Source organism: Actinomadura chokoriensis, from assembly GCF_041463665.1.
Taxonomy (GTDB): Bacteria; Actinomycetota; Actinomycetes; order Streptosporangiales; family Streptosporangiaceae; genus Spirillospora; species Spirillospora chokoriensis_A.
This window is the reverse complement of the sequence record NZ_JAXCEJ010000010.1, coordinates 39,198-57,815: the sequence shown is the minus strand read 5'-3', so window position 1 is coordinate 57,815 and position 18,618 is coordinate 39,198. Positions and strand designations below refer to the sequence as shown.

General features: G+C 74.2%; 14 protein-coding genes. 3 read left to right on the top strand and 11 right to left on the bottom strand.

The window, feature by feature from the left end; genetic code table 11:
- Window positions 1–18: 18 nt before the first annotated feature.
- The 9 genes from ftsW to mraZ all read right to left on the bottom strand — a co-directional run bounded on the left by ftsW (window position 19) and on the right by mraZ (window position 11,469).
- On the bottom strand, window positions 19–1,272 hold the full coding sequence (ftsW, locus tag SM418_RS17460) for a putative lipid II flippase FtsW (RefSeq protein WP_371941894.1): 1,254 nt from the start codon (window positions 1,270–1,272) through the stop codon (window positions 19–21).
- Window positions 1,269–2,717: a UDP-N-acetylmuramoyl-L-alanine--D-glutamate ligase gene (gene murD, locus SM418_RS17455; protein ID WP_371941893.1), complete on the bottom strand. Its 1,449-nt coding sequence runs from the start codon at window positions 2,715–2,717 to the stop codon at window positions 1,269–1,271. The genes ftsW and murD overlap by 4 nt, the downstream gene beginning before the upstream one ends.
- A complete protein-coding gene (gene mraY, locus SM418_RS17450; protein WP_371941892.1) occupies window positions 2,699–3,775 on the bottom strand; it encodes a phospho-N-acetylmuramoyl-pentapeptide-transferase in 1,077 nt (358 codons plus the stop codon). The genes murD and mraY overlap by 19 nt, the downstream gene beginning before the upstream one ends.
- Window positions 3,772–5,154 (bottom strand): UDP-N-acetylmuramoyl-tripeptide--D-alanyl-D-alanine ligase, encoded by a 1,383-nt coding sequence (locus SM418_RS17445; RefSeq protein ID WP_371941891.1) that lies wholly within the window; start codon window positions 5,152–5,154, stop codon window positions 3,772–3,774. The genes mraY and SM418_RS17445 overlap by 4 nt, the downstream gene beginning before the upstream one ends.
- A complete protein-coding gene (locus SM418_RS17440; RefSeq protein ID WP_371941890.1) occupies window positions 5,151–6,686 on the bottom strand; it encodes a UDP-N-acetylmuramoyl-L-alanyl-D-glutamate--2,6-diaminopimelate ligase in 1,536 nt (511 codons plus the stop codon). The genes SM418_RS17445 and SM418_RS17440 overlap by 4 nt, the downstream gene beginning before the upstream one ends.
- An 81-nt stretch (window positions 6,687–6,767) precedes the next feature.
- Window positions 6,768–8,486: a peptidoglycan D,D-transpeptidase FtsI family protein gene (locus SM418_RS17435; RefSeq protein ID WP_459077256.1), complete on the bottom strand. Its 1,719-nt coding sequence runs from the start codon at window positions 8,484–8,486 to the stop codon at window positions 6,768–6,770.
- Window positions 8,487–9,051: 565 nt separating this feature from the next.
- Window positions 9,052–9,780, bottom strand: coding sequence for a cell division protein FtsL (ftsL, locus tag SM418_RS17430; RefSeq protein WP_371941888.1), 729 nt, complete (start codon window positions 9,778–9,780; stop codon window positions 9,052–9,054).
- On the bottom strand, window positions 9,777–10,793 hold the full coding sequence (gene rsmH / locus SM418_RS17425) for a 16S rRNA (cytosine(1402)-N(4))-methyltransferase RsmH (RefSeq protein WP_371941887.1): 1,017 nt from the start codon (window positions 10,791–10,793) through the stop codon (window positions 9,777–9,779). The genes ftsL and rsmH overlap by 4 nt, the downstream gene beginning before the upstream one ends.
- Window positions 10,794–11,037: 244 nt before the next feature.
- Entirely contained in the window at window positions 11,038–11,469 is a 432-nt protein-coding gene (gene mraZ / locus SM418_RS17420) for a division/cell wall cluster transcriptional repressor MraZ (RefSeq protein WP_371942050.1), read from the bottom strand.
- A gap of 435 nt (window positions 11,470–11,904) precedes the next feature.
- Here mraZ and SM418_RS17415 point away from each other — a divergent pair, with 435 nt between their 5' ends.
- The 3 genes from SM418_RS17415 to SM418_RS17405 are packed head-to-tail and all read left to right on the top strand — an operon-like array spanning window position 11,905 to window position 16,724.
- The gene (locus SM418_RS17415; RefSeq protein ID WP_371942049.1) at window positions 11,905–12,921 is read left to right on the top strand and encodes an AAA family ATPase; all 1,017 of its coding nucleotides are present in this window, start codon (window positions 11,905–11,907) and stop codon (window positions 12,919–12,921) included.
- A 3-nt stretch (window positions 12,922–12,924) separates the two neighbouring features.
- Entirely contained in the window at window positions 12,925–14,262 is a 1,338-nt protein-coding gene (locus tag SM418_RS17410) for a DUF58 domain-containing protein (protein WP_371941886.1), read from the top strand.
- Window positions 14,259–16,724 (top strand): transglutaminase TgpA family protein, encoded by a 2,466-nt coding sequence (locus tag SM418_RS17405; protein WP_371941885.1) that lies wholly within the window; start codon window positions 14,259–14,261, stop codon window positions 16,722–16,724. Before SM418_RS17410 ends, SM418_RS17405 begins: the two co-directional genes overlap by 4 nt.
- A gap of 84 nt (window positions 16,725–16,808) precedes the next feature.
- On the opposite strand, the gene SM418_RS17400 is transcribed toward SM418_RS17405, so the two are convergent.
- A complete protein-coding gene (locus SM418_RS17400; protein ID WP_371941884.1) occupies window positions 16,809–17,201 on the bottom strand; it encodes an SCO2097 family morphological protein in 393 nt (130 codons plus the stop codon).
- 153 nt (window positions 17,202–17,354) lie between these two features.
- The gene (locus SM418_RS17395) at window positions 17,355–18,614 is read right to left on the bottom strand and encodes a DNA polymerase IV (protein WP_371941883.1); all 1,260 of its coding nucleotides are present in this window, start codon (window positions 18,612–18,614) and stop codon (window positions 17,355–17,357) included.
- Window positions 18,615–18,618 lie beyond the last annotated feature (4 nt).

Genomic DNA, 18,618 nt, shown 5'->3' with positions numbered 1-18,618 from the left:
TGGTCGAAAGGGGGGATTTCACCGCCGTGCCAGACCCAGCCAGCTTAGAGCCCTCACGACCGGTCCGGGGCCACGTGCGGAGAGTGCCTGCCGCGCGCCGGGCTCGCGTTTGGCGAAGGCGAGCAGCATCCCGAGCGCGAACAGGCTCGGGATGAGCGCCGAGCCGCCGTACGAGACCAGCGGAAGCGGGATCCCCGTGATGGGTAGGACGGCGATGACGGCGCCGATGTTCACGATGGCCTGCACGACCAGCCAGGCGGTCACGCCCGCGGCGGCGAGCCGGGTGAACGGGTCCTTCACCCGCCGCGCGATGCGCAGCCCGGCGTAGGCGAGCGTCCCGAACAGGCCGACGACCACGAGGGTTCCGATGAGGCCGAACTCCTCCCCCACGATCGCGAAGATGAAGTCGGTCTCGGCGTGCGGGAGGTAGTCCCACTTGGCGCGGCCCTCGCCGAGGCCCGTGCCGAACAGGCCGCCGGAGGCGACCGCGAACAGGCCCTGGGTGCCCTGGTAGTTGGTGGTGAGCTGGTTGCCGGACGGGTCGAGGAAGCCGGTGAGGCGCTGCATCCGGTACGGCTCGACGAGGATGAGGATCGACACGAGCAGGCACACGAGCCCGGCGATGCCGACGAACAGCCGGCCGGGCGCGCCGACGACCCACAGCAGCCCGAGGAAGATGGTGAGGAGCACCAGCGTGGTGCCGAGGTCGCTGCCCAGCATGACGAGCAGGACGAGGACCCCGGCGCCCGGCAGCAGCGGGACGAGCAGCGGCCGCCACTCGGTGAGCTGGCCGAGCCGCTCCTTGCGGGCCAGCAGGTCGGCGCCCCACAGCACGAGGCCGAGCTTGGCCAGCTCGGAGGGCTGGATCTGGACCGGCCCGAGGTCGACCCAGCGGGTGGCGCCGTTCGCGCTGCGGCCGAGCCCGGGGACGAGCACGAGCCCTAGGCAGACGATCGACAGCAGCAGCAGCGGGTAGGCGAGCGCGCGGAACGTCTTCACCGGCAGCCGCGACGCGAGCCACATGCCGGGCAGCCCGATCCCCACCCACACCGCCTGCTTCTGGAACAGCGTGTACGCCGACCCGGTCGTCTGGAGCTGCTTCACGCTGGAGGCCGACAGCACCATCGTCAGGCCGAGCGCGAGCAGCATCATCGAGCAGCCCAGCACCAGGTAGTAGGAGGTCAGGGGCCGGTCGAGCAGCCCGACGGCCGCGGCCACCTGCTCGCGCGGCCCCGGCCGCCGGGCGCCCTCCTCCTCGGCGGCGGCGGTCACGGGTTCCGGGGGGCGTCCCCCGGGTGAGCAGGGCGGACGCCTTGCGCCAGGCGCTGCACGGCCGCGATGAAGGCGTCACCGCGGGCCGGGTAGTTGGCGAACATGTCGAAGGACGCCCCGACGGGCGCGAGCAGCACGGTGTCTCCGGCGCGGGCGAGCCGGGACGCTTCGTTGACGACGCGGTCCATGGCCCCAGTGTCGGTGTCGGAGACGTCCACGACCGGGACATCCGGGGCGTGTCGCGCGAGTGCCTCCGCGAGCCGGTGCCGGTCGCGACCCATCAGCACGGCGCCGCGCAGCCGCCCGGCGCACGAGCGCACCAGGTCGTCGACGTCCAGGCCCTTGAGGAGGCCGCCGGCGACCCACACGACGGTGTCGTAGGCGGCGAGGGACGCGGCGGCGGCGTGCGGCTGGGTCGCCTTGGAGTCGTTGACGTAGGCGACGCCGGCGACGTCCGCGACGTGCTGGATGCGGTGCGGGTCCGGGACGAACGAGCGCAGCCCCTCGCGGACGGCCTCGGGCGGCGCCCCGAACGCGCGGGCCAGCGCGGCGGCGGCCAGCGCGTTCGCGACGTTGTGCGGCGCGTACGGGCGGACGTCGCCGAGCGCGGCCAGCTCGGCGGCCTGGCTCGCGGGGTCCTCGGTGAACGCGCGGTCGACCAGCAGGTCCTCGACGACGCCGAGTTCGCCGGGGCGCGGCACCCGAAGGGTGAACCCGATCCGCCGGTCCACGCCCGGGGCGCGCTCGGCGAGCGCCGTGGACGTGTCGTCGTCGGCGTTGTAGACCGCGACGGTGCCCGGCGCGTAGATCTTGCCCTTGGCGCCGACGTAGGCGTCCATGGAGCCGTGCCAGTCGAGGTGGTCGGGCGCGACGTTGAGCACGACCGCCGCCTCCGGGGCGAGCGAGCCGGACCAGTGCAGCTGGTAGCTCGACAGCTCCACCGCCAGGACGTCGTACGGCTCGGACACGGCCTCGACGATCGGCGTTCCGACGTTGCCGGCCGCGAGCGCCTTGTGGCCGGCGGCGGTGAGCATGCACGCCAGCATCCGGACGACGGTGGTCTTGCCGTCGGTCCCGGTGATGGCGAGCCACGGCGCCGCGCCCGGCTCGCGAAGCCGCCATGCCAGCTCGACCTCGCCGATGATCTCGATGCCCGCCGCGGCGGCCGCGGCGAGCAGCGGGACGTCCGGCCTCCATCCGGGCGAGGTCACGACCAGTTCGGCGCCCTCGGGGAGGGTCTCGCCGTCGCCGAGCCGGACGGTGACCCCGCGGGCCTCCAGTTCGGCGGCGTGCCCCCGCTGCTCGTCGCCGTCGCGGGCGTCCACGACGGTGACGCGGGCGCCGCGCCCGGCCAGGACGCGGGCGGCGGCGCGGCCGGACACGCCGAGACCCGCCACGCACACGGCGAGGCCGTCCCAGGACCCGCTCACTTCTTCGGCATCCATTCCAGGTAGAACAGGCCGATGCCCATCGCCGTGAACAGCGCGGACATCAGCCAGAAGCGCACGACGATCGTGGTCTCGGCCCAGCCGGACATCTCGAAGTGGTGCTGCAGCGGGGCCATCTTGAAGATCCGTTTCGGCTGCGGCATGAACTTGCCGGTCAGCTTGAACCCGCCGACCTGGATGATCACCGACAGCGTGATCATCACGATCAGCCCGCACAGGATGGCGAGCAGCAGCTGGGTGCGGGTCAGGATCGCCAGGCCGACCAGCACGCCGCCGAGGGCCAGCGAGCCGGTGTCGCCCATGAAGATCTTCGCGGGCGGGGCGTTCCACCACAGGAAGCCGAACACGCCGCCGAGCACGGCCGCGGCGACCACCGCGAGGTCGAGGGGGTCGCGGACGCTGTAGCAGTTGGGGGCGAGGGCCGCGGCGCAGCTGTTGCGCAGCTGCCAGTTCCCGATGATCACGTAGGCGGCCAGCACCATGCCGGCCGGGCCCGCCGCGAGGCCGTCCAGCCCGTCGGTGAGGTTCACGCCGTTGGACATGGCCGCGATGAGCAGCAGCGCCCACACCACGAACAGGTACGGGCCGATCGAGGGGCCGAAGTCGCGCAGGAAGGACAGGTGGGGGTCGGCGGGGGTGACGTCGTAGCCGTTGGGGAAGTTCAGGGAGGCGACCGCGAACACGACGCCGACCAGGATGATCCCGATCATCTTGGCGCCGCTGCGCAGGCCGAGGCTCCGCTGCTTGAACACCTTGATGTAGTCGTCGACGAACCCGACGAGGCCGAGGCCCGTCATCAGGAACAGCACCAGGACGCCGGAGATCGTCGGCTCCTCCCCGGTGACCAGGTGCGCCGCGCCGTAGCCGACGAGCGCGCCGACGATGAAGACCGCCCCGCCCATCGTGGGGGTGCCGCGCTTCTTGAGGTGCGCCTCGGGGCCCTCGTCGCGGATCATCTGGCCGTAGCCGAGCCGGTTGACGATCCGGATCCACACCGGTGTGCCGACCATCACGAAGATCAGCGCGATCCCGGCCGCGATGATGATGTTGGTCATCGGGCGTCCTCCGCGAGGAGCGCCTCGGCCACCCGTTCCAGTCCCGCCACGCGAGAGCCCTTCACCAGCACGACGTCCCGCGGCGCGAGCCGCTCGCTGAGCGCGGCCACCGCCGCGCCGACGTCATCCACCTGCACGCACTCTCCCGTCCATGACGCCACCTGCCCGGCCCCTTCGGCCATCGCCGCCGCGCTCGCGCCGACGACGATGAGGCCGGCGATCCCGCTGCGCGCGACATGCTGCCCGATCTTGGCATGTTCCGCCACGGAGGAGGCGCCGAGTTCGGCCATTTCCCCCAGCACCGCGTACGCGCGGCGGCCGCGGGCCATGTGCACGAGCACGTCGAGCGCCGCGCGGGTCGAGTCGGGGTTGGCGTTGTAGGCGTCGTTCACCACGGTCACCCCGTCGGCCCGTTCGGTGACCTCCATCCGCCACCGGCTGACCGGCACGGCCGCCGACAGTCCCTCGGCGATCGCCTCCGGCGCCAGCCCGGCCGCGCGCGCGGCGGCGGCCGCGGCGAGCGCGTTCGGGACGGCGTGGGCCCCGTGCAGGCGCAGCGCGACCGGCGCCGAGCCCTCCGGCGTGACCAGGGTGAACCTGGCCCGGCCCTGCTCGTCGAGCGTCTCCTCGACCGCCCGGACCACCGCGTCCGGCGCGCGGCCGAACGTGACGACCTGGCCCCGCGTGCGGGACGCCATCGCGGCGACCAGCGGGTCGTCGGCGTTGAGGACGGCGGTCCCGCCCGGCGGCACCGCCTCCACGATCTCGCCCTTGGCGCGGGCGATGTTCTCCCGGCCGCCGAACTCCCCGACGTGCGCGGTGCCGACGTTCAGCACCACCCCGACGTCGGGCCGCGCGATCCCGGTCAGGTAGGCGATGTGGCCGATCCCGCGTGCGCCCATCTCCAGGACGAGGTTGCGGGTCGCGGCGTCGGCGCGCAGCACGGTGAGCGGCAGGCCGATCTCGTTGTTGAACGAGCCGGGCGGATACACCGTCGGCCCGGCACGGCCCGCCAGCTGCCCGATGAGGTCCTTGGTGGAGGTCTTGCCCGCCGAGCCGGTGACGGCGATGACGGTCACGTCCGGCAGCCGCTCCAGCACGCCCCTGGCGAGCCGGCCGAGCGCCTCCTGGACGTCCGGCACGACCACGCAAGGACCCTCCACGGAACGCTGCGCGAGCACCGCGGCGGCCCCGGCGGCGAGGGCCCCGGCCGCGAAGTCGTGCCCGTCCGCGCGCTCGCCCTTCAGCGCCGCGAACAGCGCCCCGGGCTCCACCGCGCGGGAGTCGACCACCACGGGACCGCTCACCACGACGTCCGGGGGCCCGTGCCGGATACCCCCCGTGATCTCCGCGATCGTCGACAGCGGAAGTGGGATCACGCCTGCGTCCCGTCCCCTCTGGTCCCTCGTGTCCGGCGCCGGAGCGCCGCGCGGACGACCTCGCGGTCGTCGAACGGATGCACCTCGCCCGCCACGTTCTGCCCCTGTTCGTGGCCCTTGCCCGCGACGACGAGGACGTCGCCGCGGCGGGCCCGGCCGACGGCCAGCCCGATCGCGGCGGCGCGGTCGGGCTCCACGACGATGTGCGCGCGCTCGGGCTGCGGCACCTTGAGCCCGCCCTCGACCATAGCGGCGAGGATCCCGAGCGGATCTTCCGACCTCGGGTTGTCGTCGGTGAAGTACGCCGTGTCGGCCAGCCGGGCGGCGGCCTCGCCCATGAGCGGCCGCTTGCCGCGGTCGCGGTCGCCGCCGCAGCCGATCACCACCGTGAGATCTCCCTCGGTGACGGGCCGCAGCGCGGTCAGCACGGCCTCGACCGCGCCCGGCTTGTGCGAGTAGTCGACGAGGGTGACGAAGTCCTGGCCCTCGTCGACGCGCTCCAGCCGGCCGGGGACGCCGGGCAGCGACGCGACCCCGCGGACGGCGGCCTGCAGCGGGATGCCCGCCTCGACCAGCGCGACGATCGCGGCGAGCGCGTTGGCGACGTTGAACGGCCCGGCGAGCCCGACCTCCGCGTCGGCCTCGACCCCGCCGGGCCCGACGACGCGGAACACGCTGCCGTCGGCGCCGACCCGGACCGCCTCGGCACGCCAGTCGGCCGCCGGGTCCCCGGTCGCCGAGAACGTCGTCGTCGGCACGGTGGCGATCTCCAGCAGCTCCCGGCCGTAGTGGTCGTCCAGGTTCACCACGCCGACGCGGGAGTACTCCGGCGTGAACAGCCGAGCCTTCGCCAGGAAGTAGTCCTTCATGGTCGGGTGGTAGTCGAGGTGGTCCTGGGAGAGGTTCGTGAACACCGCGACCTCGTAGCGGGCGCCGCCGACGCGGCCCTGAACGAGCGCGTGGCTGGACACCTCCATCGCGGCGGCGCCGACGCCGCGCTCGCGCATCATCGCCAGCAGCGCGTGCAGGTCGGTCGCCTCCGGGGTGGTCAGCGCGCTCGGCACCCGCTCGCCGCCGACCCGGATCTCGACGCCGCCGACCAGGCCGGTCTCGACGCCGGCCGCGCGCAGCCCCGCGTCCAGCAGGAACACGGTGGTGGTCTTGCCGCTGGTGCCGGTGACGCCGATGAGCGTGATGTCCGCCCCCGGATCGCCGTACACCCACGACGCCGCGTCGCCGAGCCGCGCGCGGACGTCGGGCGTCACCAGGACCGGCAGGCCCGTCGCCGCCGCCTTGTCGTACCCGTCGGGGTCGGTGAGGATCGCCGCCGCGCCCGCGTCGGCGGCCTGGCCGGCGAACTGGGCGCCGTGTGCGCGCGCGCCGGGCAGCGCGGCGTAGATGTCGCCGGGCCGCACCGCCCGCGAGTCGTGCGTGATCCCCTTGACCGACACGCGGTCCCAGCCGTCCCGCTCGATCCCGAGAAGCTCCGCGAGCCCGCTCAGCTGACGGGCCGGATTGGTGGTCGGACGCATGGCTGTTCTTTCGGTGCGGGCGGAACGGGACCGCTGGGACACGGGTGGTGGACTCACAGGCGAGGAGGGTACTCGCTGCGGTCAGTCTCGGGCGTGGATCTGGATGATCGGCGGTCGGCTCCCCGTCGGCGGGATCTTCTGGGACTGCAGGGCGAAGCTCATCACGTCCTTGAAGACCGGTGCGGCCGCATCGCCACCATAGTGGCTGCCGCGCTTCGGGTCCTGCAGGACGACCTGCACGACCAGCTGCGGGTCGTCGGCCGGGGCGAACCCGGCGAACGACGCGGTGTAGCCGCCGCCGCGGTAGCAGCCGCAGCGCGGGTTGACGATCTCGGCGGTGCCGGTCTTGCCCGCGACGCGGTACCCCTTGATCTGTGCCTTGGGGGCGGTGCCCTCGTCGGTGGTGACGCCCTCCAGCATGTCGCTGATCTGCCGGGCCGTCTTCCGGCTGATCACCTGCCTGCGCTGCGGCGCGGGCGCCGGCGTGAACCTGTCGTCCTCGCCGACGGTGCCTTCGACCAGGGTGGGCGCGACACGGACGCCGCCGTTGGCGATGGTCGCGTACACGCTCGCCATCTGCACCGCGTTGACCGACACCGTCTGCCCGAACGCGATCGGGTAGCGGTCGGTCCCCCACCACTTGTTCGGCGGCTCCAGCAGCCCGGGGGTCTCCCCGGGCAGCTGCAGGCCGGTCTTCTGCCCGAAGCCGAAGTCGCGCAGCGTCTGGTAGAGCCGCTGCGGGGTGATGCTCTCGCTGGCCATGATGGTGCCGACGTTGCTGGACTTGGCCAGCACCCCGGCGAAGGTGAGCCGCTCCGGCGCGTGCGGGTGCGAGTCGTGGAACTTGACGTCGTACTTCTTGATCATGTACGGCACGGTGTAGGGCGTCTGCGGGGTGACCCCGCCGTGCTCCATGACGGCGGCGGCGGTGACGACCTTGCCGGTACTGCCCGGCTCGTAGGCGTCCTGGACGAGTGGGCTGCCCCAGCGGGACCGGTCGGACTCGGCGTAGCGGTTCGGGTCGAACCCGGGCGCCGACGCCATGGCGAGCAGGCGTCCGGTGCGCGGGTCCATCACGATCACGGTGCCGCTGCGGGCCCCGGTCGCCCTGACCTGCTTCTCGATGGCCTCCTGCGCCATGAACTGCAGGTCGAGCTCCAGCGTGAGCCGGATGCCGCGGCCGGGCACGGAGGGGCGCTTCTGGTCCTCGCCCATCGGAATGTGCTGGCCCTCCAGGCTGATCTCCACCCGCTGCCAGCCCGCGCGCCCGGCGAGCACGTCGTTGAGCGAGCTCTCCAGACCGGCGGCGCCCTTCCCCGTGTCGTTCACGAAACCTATGACGCCCGCGGCCAGCGAATCGTTGGGATACTCGCGGCGATATTCCGGCAAAGTCCCGATTCCCGGGAAGTTCCACGAGGTGACGAGCCGGGCCTGGTCGGGCCGGACGCCGTGCGCCAGGTACACGAACCTGGTGCCGGTCTTGCTGAGCTGCTTCATCAGCGTCGCCGGGTTCAGGCCGAGGGTCGGGGCGAGCGCGTTCACGACCGCCTGCCGCTTGCCCGACCGGATCAGCGACGGGTCGGCGTAGATGGCCCGCGCCTCCACCGTCATCGCGAGCGGATTCCCCTTGGCGTCGGTGATGTCGCCGCGGACGGCGGGCAGCGTGATCTCCTGCATCCGCTGGCGCATCGCCTCCTCGGTGTACTTGCCCGACTCGATCGTCTGCAGTTGGACGAGGCGCCCTGCGAACAGCGACAGCACGAACGCGACGGCGAGCAGGCCGACGTTGAGGCGCTTCATCGGGTCGCGGCGGTGGAAGGGCACGCGGCCGCGCGGCCCACGGCCCGGCGGCCGCGGCCCGGAGCCGCCGGAACGGCCGTTGCGGGCCGTGCCGGGACCGTTCTTGCGCGCGCCCTTGCCGGGCGCGCCGCCGGCGGGCGGCTTCTTGCGCGCGGGCTTGGTGGAGGCGCCCTTGGGCGCCTCCGTGCGCGATGCCGTGCGCGACGCCGCCTTCTTCCGTTCGGTGGCCTTCCGTTCGGTGGCCTTCCGTTCGGGCGCCTTCCGCTCGGGGGCCTTGTGCTCGGCGCCCTTCCTGGAAGCGCCGCGCGCGGGACGGCGGGACGCGCTGCCCTTGCCGCCCGGCCGTCCCGCGCCGTCCGCCCTCCCGCCCGGGGAGCGCGGACCGCCGCCGGTCTGATGCCCGGACGCGCGCGCCGCGCCCGGGCCGCTCTTGTCGTCCCGCCCGGCCGAGCCCCGCGGGGCCCGCCCGTCCGGGCCGCGTCGCCGGCCGGGCGGGGGGCCGGCGGCCCCGGGTCCCGGCCGTTTCGTCACCGTGCCCCCCGCTCCCCGATGCCGCGGCGCCCCGTCACGGCGCCCCGTTCCCGGTCTGAGCGCCCGTGCCCGGGCGGGCACCGGCGCCGGCGGGGCCCGCGGCGGGGCCCCGGACGCCATCGCCGGGCACCACGGTGCCGGGGACGCCGAGGACGCCCGCCGCGCCGGCCGAGGCCGCGGCCGCGTGCGGGACGGGACGGAACGTGCCGCCGCTCGCCCGGCCGGTGTCGGGGTCGAAGAAGGCAGGGTCCTCGGCCTTCTTGTAGCCGAGCGCCCTGGCCTTCTCCGCCAGCGCCGCCGGGGAGCCCTCGCGCGCGATGTCCTCCTCGTAGGCCTGACGCTGCTGTTCGAGCTGCTTGTTGCTCTGCTGGAGCCGCGTCAGCGTGAACGCGTCCTCGGCGAGGACGGTGTTGAGCAGCAGCAGGCTCACCAGTGCGCCGCCGAGCAGCCCGACGATGAGCAGCACGAACGGCGTGCGCGGCGCCGGCCGCCGGGCCGCGGCCGGCCCCGGCCGGACGGCCGCCTTCGCGTTCTTTGTGACCGCCGCCTCGGCGGCGGCGCCCCTGGGCGCCGTCTTCGGCGCGGTCTTCGGGCTCTTCGCCGCGGCCTTGGCCCGGGTCTTGGCCGGAGTCTTGGGCGGAGTCTTGGGCGGAGTCTTGGGCGGAGTCTTGGGCGCGGTCTTCGCGGCCGTGGCCGCGGCTGACCGCGACGGGGTCCTCTTCTTCGGCGCCCTGGTCGGCGGGCGCCTGCTCGTCGTCGTCATGTCGCCTCCCGGACCCGCTCCGCGGCGCGCAACCGCACCGATCCGGCCCGTGGGTTGGTCGTGGTCTCCTCGCTGGACGGCAGCTCGGCCCCGCGCGTCAGGAGCCGGAACCTCGGCTCGTGCTCGGGCAGCGGGACGGGCAGGTCCGGCGGGGTGGTGTCGGCCGCCTGGGCGGCGAGGACCTGCTTGGTGATGCGGTCCTCGAGGGAGTGGTAGGACAGGACGGCGGCACGGCCGCCGACCGGGAGCGCGTCCAGGGCGGCGGGCAGCGCCCGGCGCCAGCTGTCGAGCTCGCCGTTCACCTCGATGCGCAGCGCCTGGAAGGTGCGCTTGGCCGGGTTGCCGCCGGTGCGGCGGGTCGCGGCCGGGATGGCGGCGCGCACGAGGTCGGCGAGCCGGCGGGTGGAGTCCAGCGGGGCGCGCTCGCGCTCGCGGACGATGGCCGAGGCGATCCGCTGGGCGAACCGCTCCTCGCCGTAGTCGCGCAGGATCCTGGCGAGCTCGGCGGGCGGGTAGCCGTTGACGACCTCGGCCGCCGTGAGGCGCTGGGTGCGGTCCATCCGCATGTCGAGCGGCGCGTCGTAGGAGTAGGCGAAGCCGCGCCCGGCCTCGTCGAGCTGCGGCGAGGACACTCCGAGGTCGAACAGGACGGCGTCCACCGCGCGGACGCCGAGCCGGCGCAGCACCGCGGGGATCTCGTCGTAGACGGCGTGCTCCAGACTCACCCGGTCGCCGAACGGCGCGAGCCGGCGTGCGGAGCGCTCCAGCGCGACGGTGTCGCGGTCGAGGCCGATGAGCCGCAGCCGCGGGACGGCCCGCAGCATCGCCTCGGCGTGGCCGCCCATGCCGAGCGTGCCGTCGAGGTAGACGGGGTCGCGGCCCGTGACGGCCTCGGCCGCGGGGATGAGCAGTTCGAGGACGCGGCCGAGCATGACCGGCACGTGGCCGCTCTCCGGCCCCCGGTCGCCGGCCGGCCGGCCGGCACCCTCGGACGCGTGGTCGCCTGCGTCCATGGTTCACCCCCTGTACTGCCACCTCGCTCGCGGACTTGTGGCATCGCCGGACCGGACCGTCCCGTGCCCCCGGCGGCGGCCTCGCCCGGCCAGGTCCCCATCCGCTGCCCTAGAGGAAGATCACCGCGTTTCCGCGGGGGGTCGCCGTCTGGCGCCGGGGAAGCTGCGCCAGCTGGCTCGGAGAGCGGCTGGAGACCTGGCCGAACGTGGGCCAAAGCCGGTCAACGGACCGACGAGTCTTCGCTCAGAGGATCCCTGGCAACACCTCCTCCGAGACGTCGGAGAACGTCTGCTCCTCCTGCTCCAGGTAGGCCTCCCATGCCTGGGAGTCCCAGATCTCCAGACGCGTGTTGGCCCCGATGACCGTGCAGTCGCGGGTGAGCCCCGCGTACTTGCGCAGCGGCGGGGGAATCGTGACGCGGCCCTGTTTGTCCGGTACCTCGTCGGAGGCGCTGGCGAAGAAGACCCGGCTGTAACCGCGGACCGCCTTCTCCGTGACCGGCGCGGCACGCAGAGCCTCGGTAATCCGCTGGAACTCCGCCATGGGGAAGACGTACAGGCAGCGTTCCTGGCCCTTCGTGATCACCAATCCCCCCGACAGCTCCTCGCGGTACTTCGCCGGCAGGAACAGTCGTCCCTTGTCGTCGAGGCGCGGTGAATGGGTGCCGAGGAACACCGGCCCCACCTCCCGCGCCGCATGGGGCGCTACCGCCCCCACGGCGCCCCACTCTACTCCACTCTTCCCCACCGTCAACAAGAAAAACACTCCTCACGCCCGAATTTCGCGGACGAAACCGCAGGTCAGAGAGGGTGGTGCGGAGTGGGGCCCAGCGGCCGGCGCTCCGCGCGCCGTACCGCGGGCAGGCGGCGCGCGGCGCGTTCCCGTGGGCCGCGACGGGGCCCCGGATGATCGCGGTGGAGCGGAGTGGAGGGCAGAGTGGGAGGGCCGCGCGGAAGGGCCGCGCGGCCGGGCGGCACCGGCCGTCGGCACCGTGCAGCACAATGGGCTCGCGTTCCCCATGAACATCGCGGCGGGCCTTCCGACGACGTACTGTCGGGTGGAACGGCTGAGGAGGGTTTGGTGGCAGTAGGTACGCACGGCGAGTCGTTCATGGAGACCGACCCCCCGGCATCCCACCCTGCCCGGCAGCGCTCTTCGGGAGGCGACGGGCCGGGCCCCGGGCTCGACGGGCTCGCCCACGTCGCGAACAAGATCCGGGACGCGGTCGAGTCGGTGATCGAGGGCAAGCCCTCGGTGGTGCGGCTCGCGCTCACCGTGCTGCTGGCGGAGGGGCACCTGCTGATCGAGGACGTGCCCGGGGTCGGCAAGACGATGCTGGCCAAGGCGCTCGCGCGCTCGGTCGACTGCTCGGTGCGGCGCGTCCAGTTCACCCCGGACCTGCTCCCCAGCGACATCACCGGAGTCAGCGCCTACAACCAGGAGCTGCGCGAGTTCGAGTTCAAGCCGGGCCCGGTGTTCGCGAACATCGTGGTGGGCGACGAGATCAACCGGGCGTCCCCGAAGACGCAGTCGGCGCTGCTGGAGTGCATGGAGGAACGCCAGGTCACGGTGGACGGCACCACCTACGCGCTGGAGCCGCCGTTCATGGTGATCTCCACGCAGAACCCGGTGGAGATGGAGGGCACCTACCCGCTGCCGGAGGCGCAGCGCGACCGGTTCACCGCCCGCATCTCGATGGGCTACCCCGACTCGGCCGCCGAGCTGGAGATGCTCGACACGCACGGCCAGTCGTCCCCGCTCGACCGGCTCACCCCGGTCGCGCACGCCGCCGACGTCCGCGACCTCATCGAGGTGGTGCGGCGCCAGCACGTCGCGCAGCCGGTGCGGCAGTACGCGATCGACCTCGTCTCCGCCACCCGCAAGCATCCCGATCTGCGGCTCGGCGCGTCCCCGCGGGCGACGCTGCACCTGGTGCGGGCCGCCCGGGCCTACGCCGCGCTCGACGACCGCGACTACGTCGTCCCCGACGACGTCCAGGACCTCGCCGTCCCCGTCCTCGCGCACCGGCTGCTGCCGACCGCGGAGGCTCAGGTGGAGCGGCGCCGTCCCGAGCAGGTCGTCGCCGACCTGGTGAAGCGGCTGCCGGTCCCCTCCCCCGGGAAGTGACCGGTGCGACGCGCCCTCGCCGGTCTCACCACCCGCGGGCGGTCCTTCGTGGCCGCCGGCGCCACCGCGATCGCGTGCGCGGTCGTCCTCGGCGAGCGTGACCTGCTGCGGGCCGGGGTGCTCGTGCTGGTGCTGCCGCTGCTGTGCATGCTCGCGGTGTCGCGGACCCGCTACCGGCTGGCGTGCGCGCGGCGGCTGGAGCCGGCGCGGCTGCCGGTCGGCCGCGAGGCCCGCGTCGACCTGCGGCTGGAGAACGTGTCGCGGCTGCCGAGCGGGCTGCTGATGGTGGAGGACAGGGTCCCGTACGCGCTCGGCGGCCGGGCCCGGTTCGTGCTGGACCGGATCGAGCCGCACGGCTCCCGCCAGCTCGGCTACCGGATCCGCTCGGACGTGCGCGGGCGCTACCGCGTCGGCCCGCTGACGGTCCGGCTCGCCGACCCGTTCGGGATGGTGGAGCTGCTGCGCTCGTTCAGCCTGTCCGACACCCTCACCGTGACGCCGCAGATCGTCCCGCTGCCGCACAGCCGGCTGTCGGGCGCCTGGACGGGCGGCGGCGACAGCGTCGCCCGCGCGGTCTCCGCTGCGGGCGAGGACGACGTGGCCCCCCGCGAGTACCGGCACGGCGACGACCTGCGCCGCGTGCACTGGCGGTCCACCGCGAGGCACGGGGAGCTGATGGTGCGGCGCGAGGAGCAGCACTTCCAGAGCAGCGGGACGCTGTTCCTCGACACCCGCCGCTCCGCGCACTGGGGCGAGGGGCTGAGCGGCTCGTTCGAGCAGGCCGTGTCGGCGACCGCGTCGATCGGCGTCCATCTCGTCCGGACGGGGATGAGCCTGCGGTACGTCACCGACGCCGGTGAGGCGCTGCCGGGCGCGCCGGCCGAGGGAACGTTCGAGGGGCTGCTGCTCGACGCGCTCGCCGTGGCGCGCCGGTCCACGAGGGGTTCGCTGTCGGCGGGGCTGGCCGCGCTGCGCGGCGCCCATGGCGGCGGGCCGGGCGGCGGGCCGGGCGGGGGACGGGAGCGTGAAGGGCTGGTCGTCGCGGTGTTCGGCGCCCTGTCCGCCGAGGAGGCCCGCTCGGTGGCGGCCATGCGGCGCGGCACCGGGACCTGCGTCGCGGTGCTGGTCGGGGGCGGGCCCGGCAACACCGACACGCCCGGGAACGGGGGCACGGGGCGACCGGACACGGGGCGACCGGACACGGGGCACACCGGATCGGCCGCGGGGCTGCTGCGCGCGGCGGGGTGGCGGGTGCTGCCCGTCCGGTCCGCCGCGGATCTCGCCCAAGCGTGGACGACCGCCGGTAAGGCCGGCGAGGACTTCGTCAGGGACGGTTCATGAGGATCCGGATGACGGTCATGGCCGGGGTGGCGACGCTCGGCGGCTCGCTCGGCCTCTACCCGCTGTTCGAGAAGTCCGGCTGGTTCTGGGCCGGGTTCGGGGCGGTGCTCGCCGTCGCGGGCGGCGGGCTGCTGGCCCGGCGGCTGCGGCTGCCCGCGCTGCTGAACCTGGTGTTCGGGCTGGCGGCGCTGCTGCTCTACCTCAATCTCGCCTACGCCGCCGACAAGGCGTGGCTGGTGTTCATCCCGTCCCCGGAATCGGTGCATCATCTCGGCGAGCTCGCCGGGGAGGGCTGGCGGGCCGCGAACCGGTACGCCGCGCCGGTCCCGCTGCTGCCGGGCATCGCGATGCTGACCGCCGCCGGGATCGGGCTGGTCGCGGTGCTCGTCGACATGCTCGCCGTCCGGCTGCACCGCACCGCGCCCGCCGGGCTGCCGCTGCTGGCCATGTACAGCGTGCCCGCGGCGGTCCGCGAGGACGGCGTCGGCTGGCTGGCGTTCGGCGCCGGGGCGCTCGGCTTCCTCGCGCTGCTGATGGCCGACTCCCGGGAGAAGGTCGGCGGCTGGGGCCGCACGGTCACCACGCGCAGCCGCCCCCCCGAGGTGCCGCTGGCCGGGACGCGGGCCCGTCCGGGCGAGGAGGCGCGCCCCGACGCGGCGGCGCTGGCGGCGAGCGGCCGCCGGATCGCGGTCGGCGCGGTCGCCGTCGCGGTGCTGCTGCCGGCCGCCGTGCCGGGCCTGCAGCCGCGCGCGGTGTTCGGCCTCGGCGGCGGCTCGGGCCAGGGCACCCGGACCGTGACCACGCCCGACCCGCTCGTCAGCCTGAAGCGAGAGCTGACCCGGCTGGACGACTCCGTCGTCCTCACCTACCGGACCGACGATCCGCAGGGCCCCGACTACCTGCGCCTCTACGCCCTCGACCGGTTCGACGGCGACCGCTGGACCTACAGCCCGCTGAAGAGCAGCTCCAAGGACAAGCTGGTCGACGGGCGCGCGCTCCCGCCGCCGCCGGGGCTGTCCATCGGACGCACCCACAGGGTGACGACCAGGGTGCTGGTACGGCCCGAGGTCAGGAACATGACGTTCCTGCCGGTGCCGTACGCGCCGTCCAACGTGGCCATCAAGGGCGACTGGCGGGTGCATCCGTCGTCGCTGATGCTCTACTCGCTGCGCGACTCGGCCGGCGGACGCTCCTACACCGTGCAGAGCCTGCGCGCCGACCCGACCACCGCGCAGCTCGCCGCCGCGGGCGGCTACCCGGCCGACGTCGTCTCGCACTACACGGCGGTGCCCAAGAACATCCCGCCGCAGGTCAGGCGGCTCGCCGAGCAGATCACCGCCGGGTCGGCGACCGCGCTCACGCAGGCGGTGCGGCTGCAGCGCTGGTTCACCGTCGGCGGCGGGTTCAGCTACGACCTGTCCGCGCCGGCGCCGCAGCACGGCAGCGACCTCGTCGACTTCCTGCTGCACAGCAGGCGGGGCTACTGCGAGCAGTACGCCGCGTCGATGGCGTTGCTGGCCCGGATCCTCGGCATCCCGTCCCGCGTGGCCATGGGGTACACGCCGGGCAGCGAGGTGAGGCCGGGCGAGTGGGTCGTCCGGTCGCGGGACGCGCACGCCTGGCCGGAGCTGTACTTCCAGGGCACCGGCTGGGTGCGGTTCGAGCCGACGCCGGCCGGCGCGGCCGGGCAGGGCACCGCCGTCACGCCGTCCTACAGCCAGCCCGCCGTCACCGCCGGCGGCGAGAGCGGCGGTCAGACCGGGCAGACGCCGGCCACCTCCGCCCCAGGGGAGGAGACGAGCGCCTCGCCGAGCACGGGCGCCCGGCACCGCGACGACGAGGGCCCCGGTAACCGCACCACCCAGCAGGACGACGGGCAGGGCGGGTTCGCGGCCACGCCGTGGCTGGCGGGCGCGCTGCTGGCGCTGCTGCTGATGGGCGTCCCGATGGCGCTGCGCACGTTCACCCGGCGCCGCCGCTGGTCCGCGCTGGCCCCGCCGCGCGCGCCGTCGCCCGGCGCCCCGGCCCGGACGCGCACGGCGACGCCCGACCCGGCGGGGGCCGCCCACGCCGCGTGGCGGGAGCTGCACGACGACGCGCTCGACCACGGGCTCGAATGGCGGGCCAGCGACTCCCCCCGCGCCACCGCGCGCCGCCTCGGCGAGCTGCTCGAACTGGACGCGGCCGGAGCGCGGGCCCTCACTCGCATCGCCCGCGCCGAGGAACTGGCCCGCTACTCCCGGTCCCGCTCCGCCGAGCCGGTGGAGCGGCTGCGCGCCGACGTGCGGACCGTCCGGGAGTCGTTCGCGGCGTCGGTGAGCCGCCGGGCCCGCTTGCGCGCCCGGCTGCTGCCGCCGTCCACGATGACGCAGACCCGCGACGCGCTCCGCACCGCCGGAGACCGGATCCTGAACGTCACCGCCCGCGTGAACGCCCTTCCCGCCCGCCTCCGCCGCAGGTAGCGGCCGGCGGGCGGGGCGACCCCGACAAACGCTCGTCCCGGGCCCGCGGGTGAGCCCGCGGAACCGGGACGGTCGGGACGTCGTTCAGTCGCCTTCGGTGCGGCGGCGCCAGCGCTCTTCCATGCGTTCCATGAAGCCGGCCTTGGCGGGGCGGGGCGAACTCCCGCCGCCGCGGGCCGGCTCGTGTCCGATGCCGGTCATCCGCTTCCAGCTCGTCAACGCCCAGACGCAGCACACCACCATCAGCAGGAAACCGGTCACGCTGATCGCGATGGTGACCGTGCCCTCGTTGATCACAAGACCGGCCATCAGGGCGCAGACGCCCACGACGAAGCCGAGGGCCGCCTTGACGATCCGGCGCTTGTAGTGGACCTGGGGGTTGGTCGAGCGAACCGCGTGAGCGAACTTCGGATCCTCGGCGTACAGAGCCGATTCGATCTGTTCGAGCATGCGCTGCTCGTGCTCAGAGAGCGGCACGGCACCTCCCAACGACAGCTCCGCGACGGGGTATCCGATGCGGGACGCGAACGTCAACGGTGATATGCCCAGAATACGAGCACTGTCGAGCGTACGAAAGTGAACGGCCCGTCGAGGGCCCGGTACCGGTCACCCCACAGCCTTCCTTCATTCCTATCCGTCCCTGCCGTCGCGTCCGTCGCCGTCCGCCGCCCGGCGCACCAGTGCGGCGGGACGGACGGCGCCGCGGCCGAATCGGTGCGCTACCTGGTCCATGGCACGCTCGGCCTCACGCCAACCGCGTTCCGGCTCGTCGAAGGCGAGCTGACGGGGGGCCTCGCCGGCGGGACCCAGGTTCTCGACCCGGACCCCGACCAGACGGAGTCGTACCCGTTCCAGCCCGGCTGCCTCGTACAGCTCGCAGGCTGTGACATAGATCACACGGGCGAGGTCGGTCGGCTCGCTCAGCGTGCGCGCCCGGGTGATCGTCTTGAAGTTCGCCATTCGCAGTTTGACGCTGACCGTCCGGCCGGCGTTCCCGCTCTCGCGCAGCCGCTCGCCGGTCCTCTCCGCCAGCCGCAGCAGCGACCGCCGGATGACGTCGGGGTCGTCGACGTCGGTGTCGAACGTCTCCTCCGCGCCGATGCTCTTGTCGGGCGTGTGCGGGACGACCTCGCGCGGGTCGCGTCCCCAGGCCAGCTCGTGCAGGTGCGTGCCCGTCGCGGTGCCGAGCTCGCGCTGCAGCGTGGCCAGCGGCACCCGGGCGAGCTGCCCGACCGTCCGGAGCCCGAGCCGGGTGAGGGTCTGCTCCGTCCGCTCCCCGACGCCCCACAGGGACGCGACGGGCAGCGGATGCAGGAAGTCGACGACCCCGCCGGCGGGCACCACGAGCAGCCCGTCGGGCTTGCACCGGGTCGAGGCGAGCTTGGCGATGAACTTGGTGCTCGCGACGCCGACCGAGCAGGTGATGCCCTGCTGGTCGCGGACCTGCTCGCGGATCATCCGGGCGATCTCCGCGGGCCGGCCGAGCCGCCGCCGGGCGCCCGCCACGTCGAGGAACGCCTCGTCCAGCGAGAGGCCCTCCACCAGCGGCGTGATCGAGCGGAAGATCTCGAACACCGCGGCCGACACCCGGCCGTACTTGCCGTGGCTCACCGGCAGCACGACCGCCTGCGGGCAGAGCCGCCGCGCCCGCGTCATCGGCATCGCCGAGTGGACGCCGAACGTCCGGGCCTCGTAGGACGCCGCGGACACCACGCCGCGCGGCCCGGCCCCGCCCACGACGACGGGACGCCCCCGCAGCTCGGGACGTTCCAGCAGCTCCACGCTGACGAAGAACGCGTCCATGTCCACGTGCAGGATGGCGCAGCCGGTGTCGTCGGCGGGCGGGCCCGGCTGCGGCCCCGGCCGGTGCAGCTGCTGCTTGCGGCTCACGGCT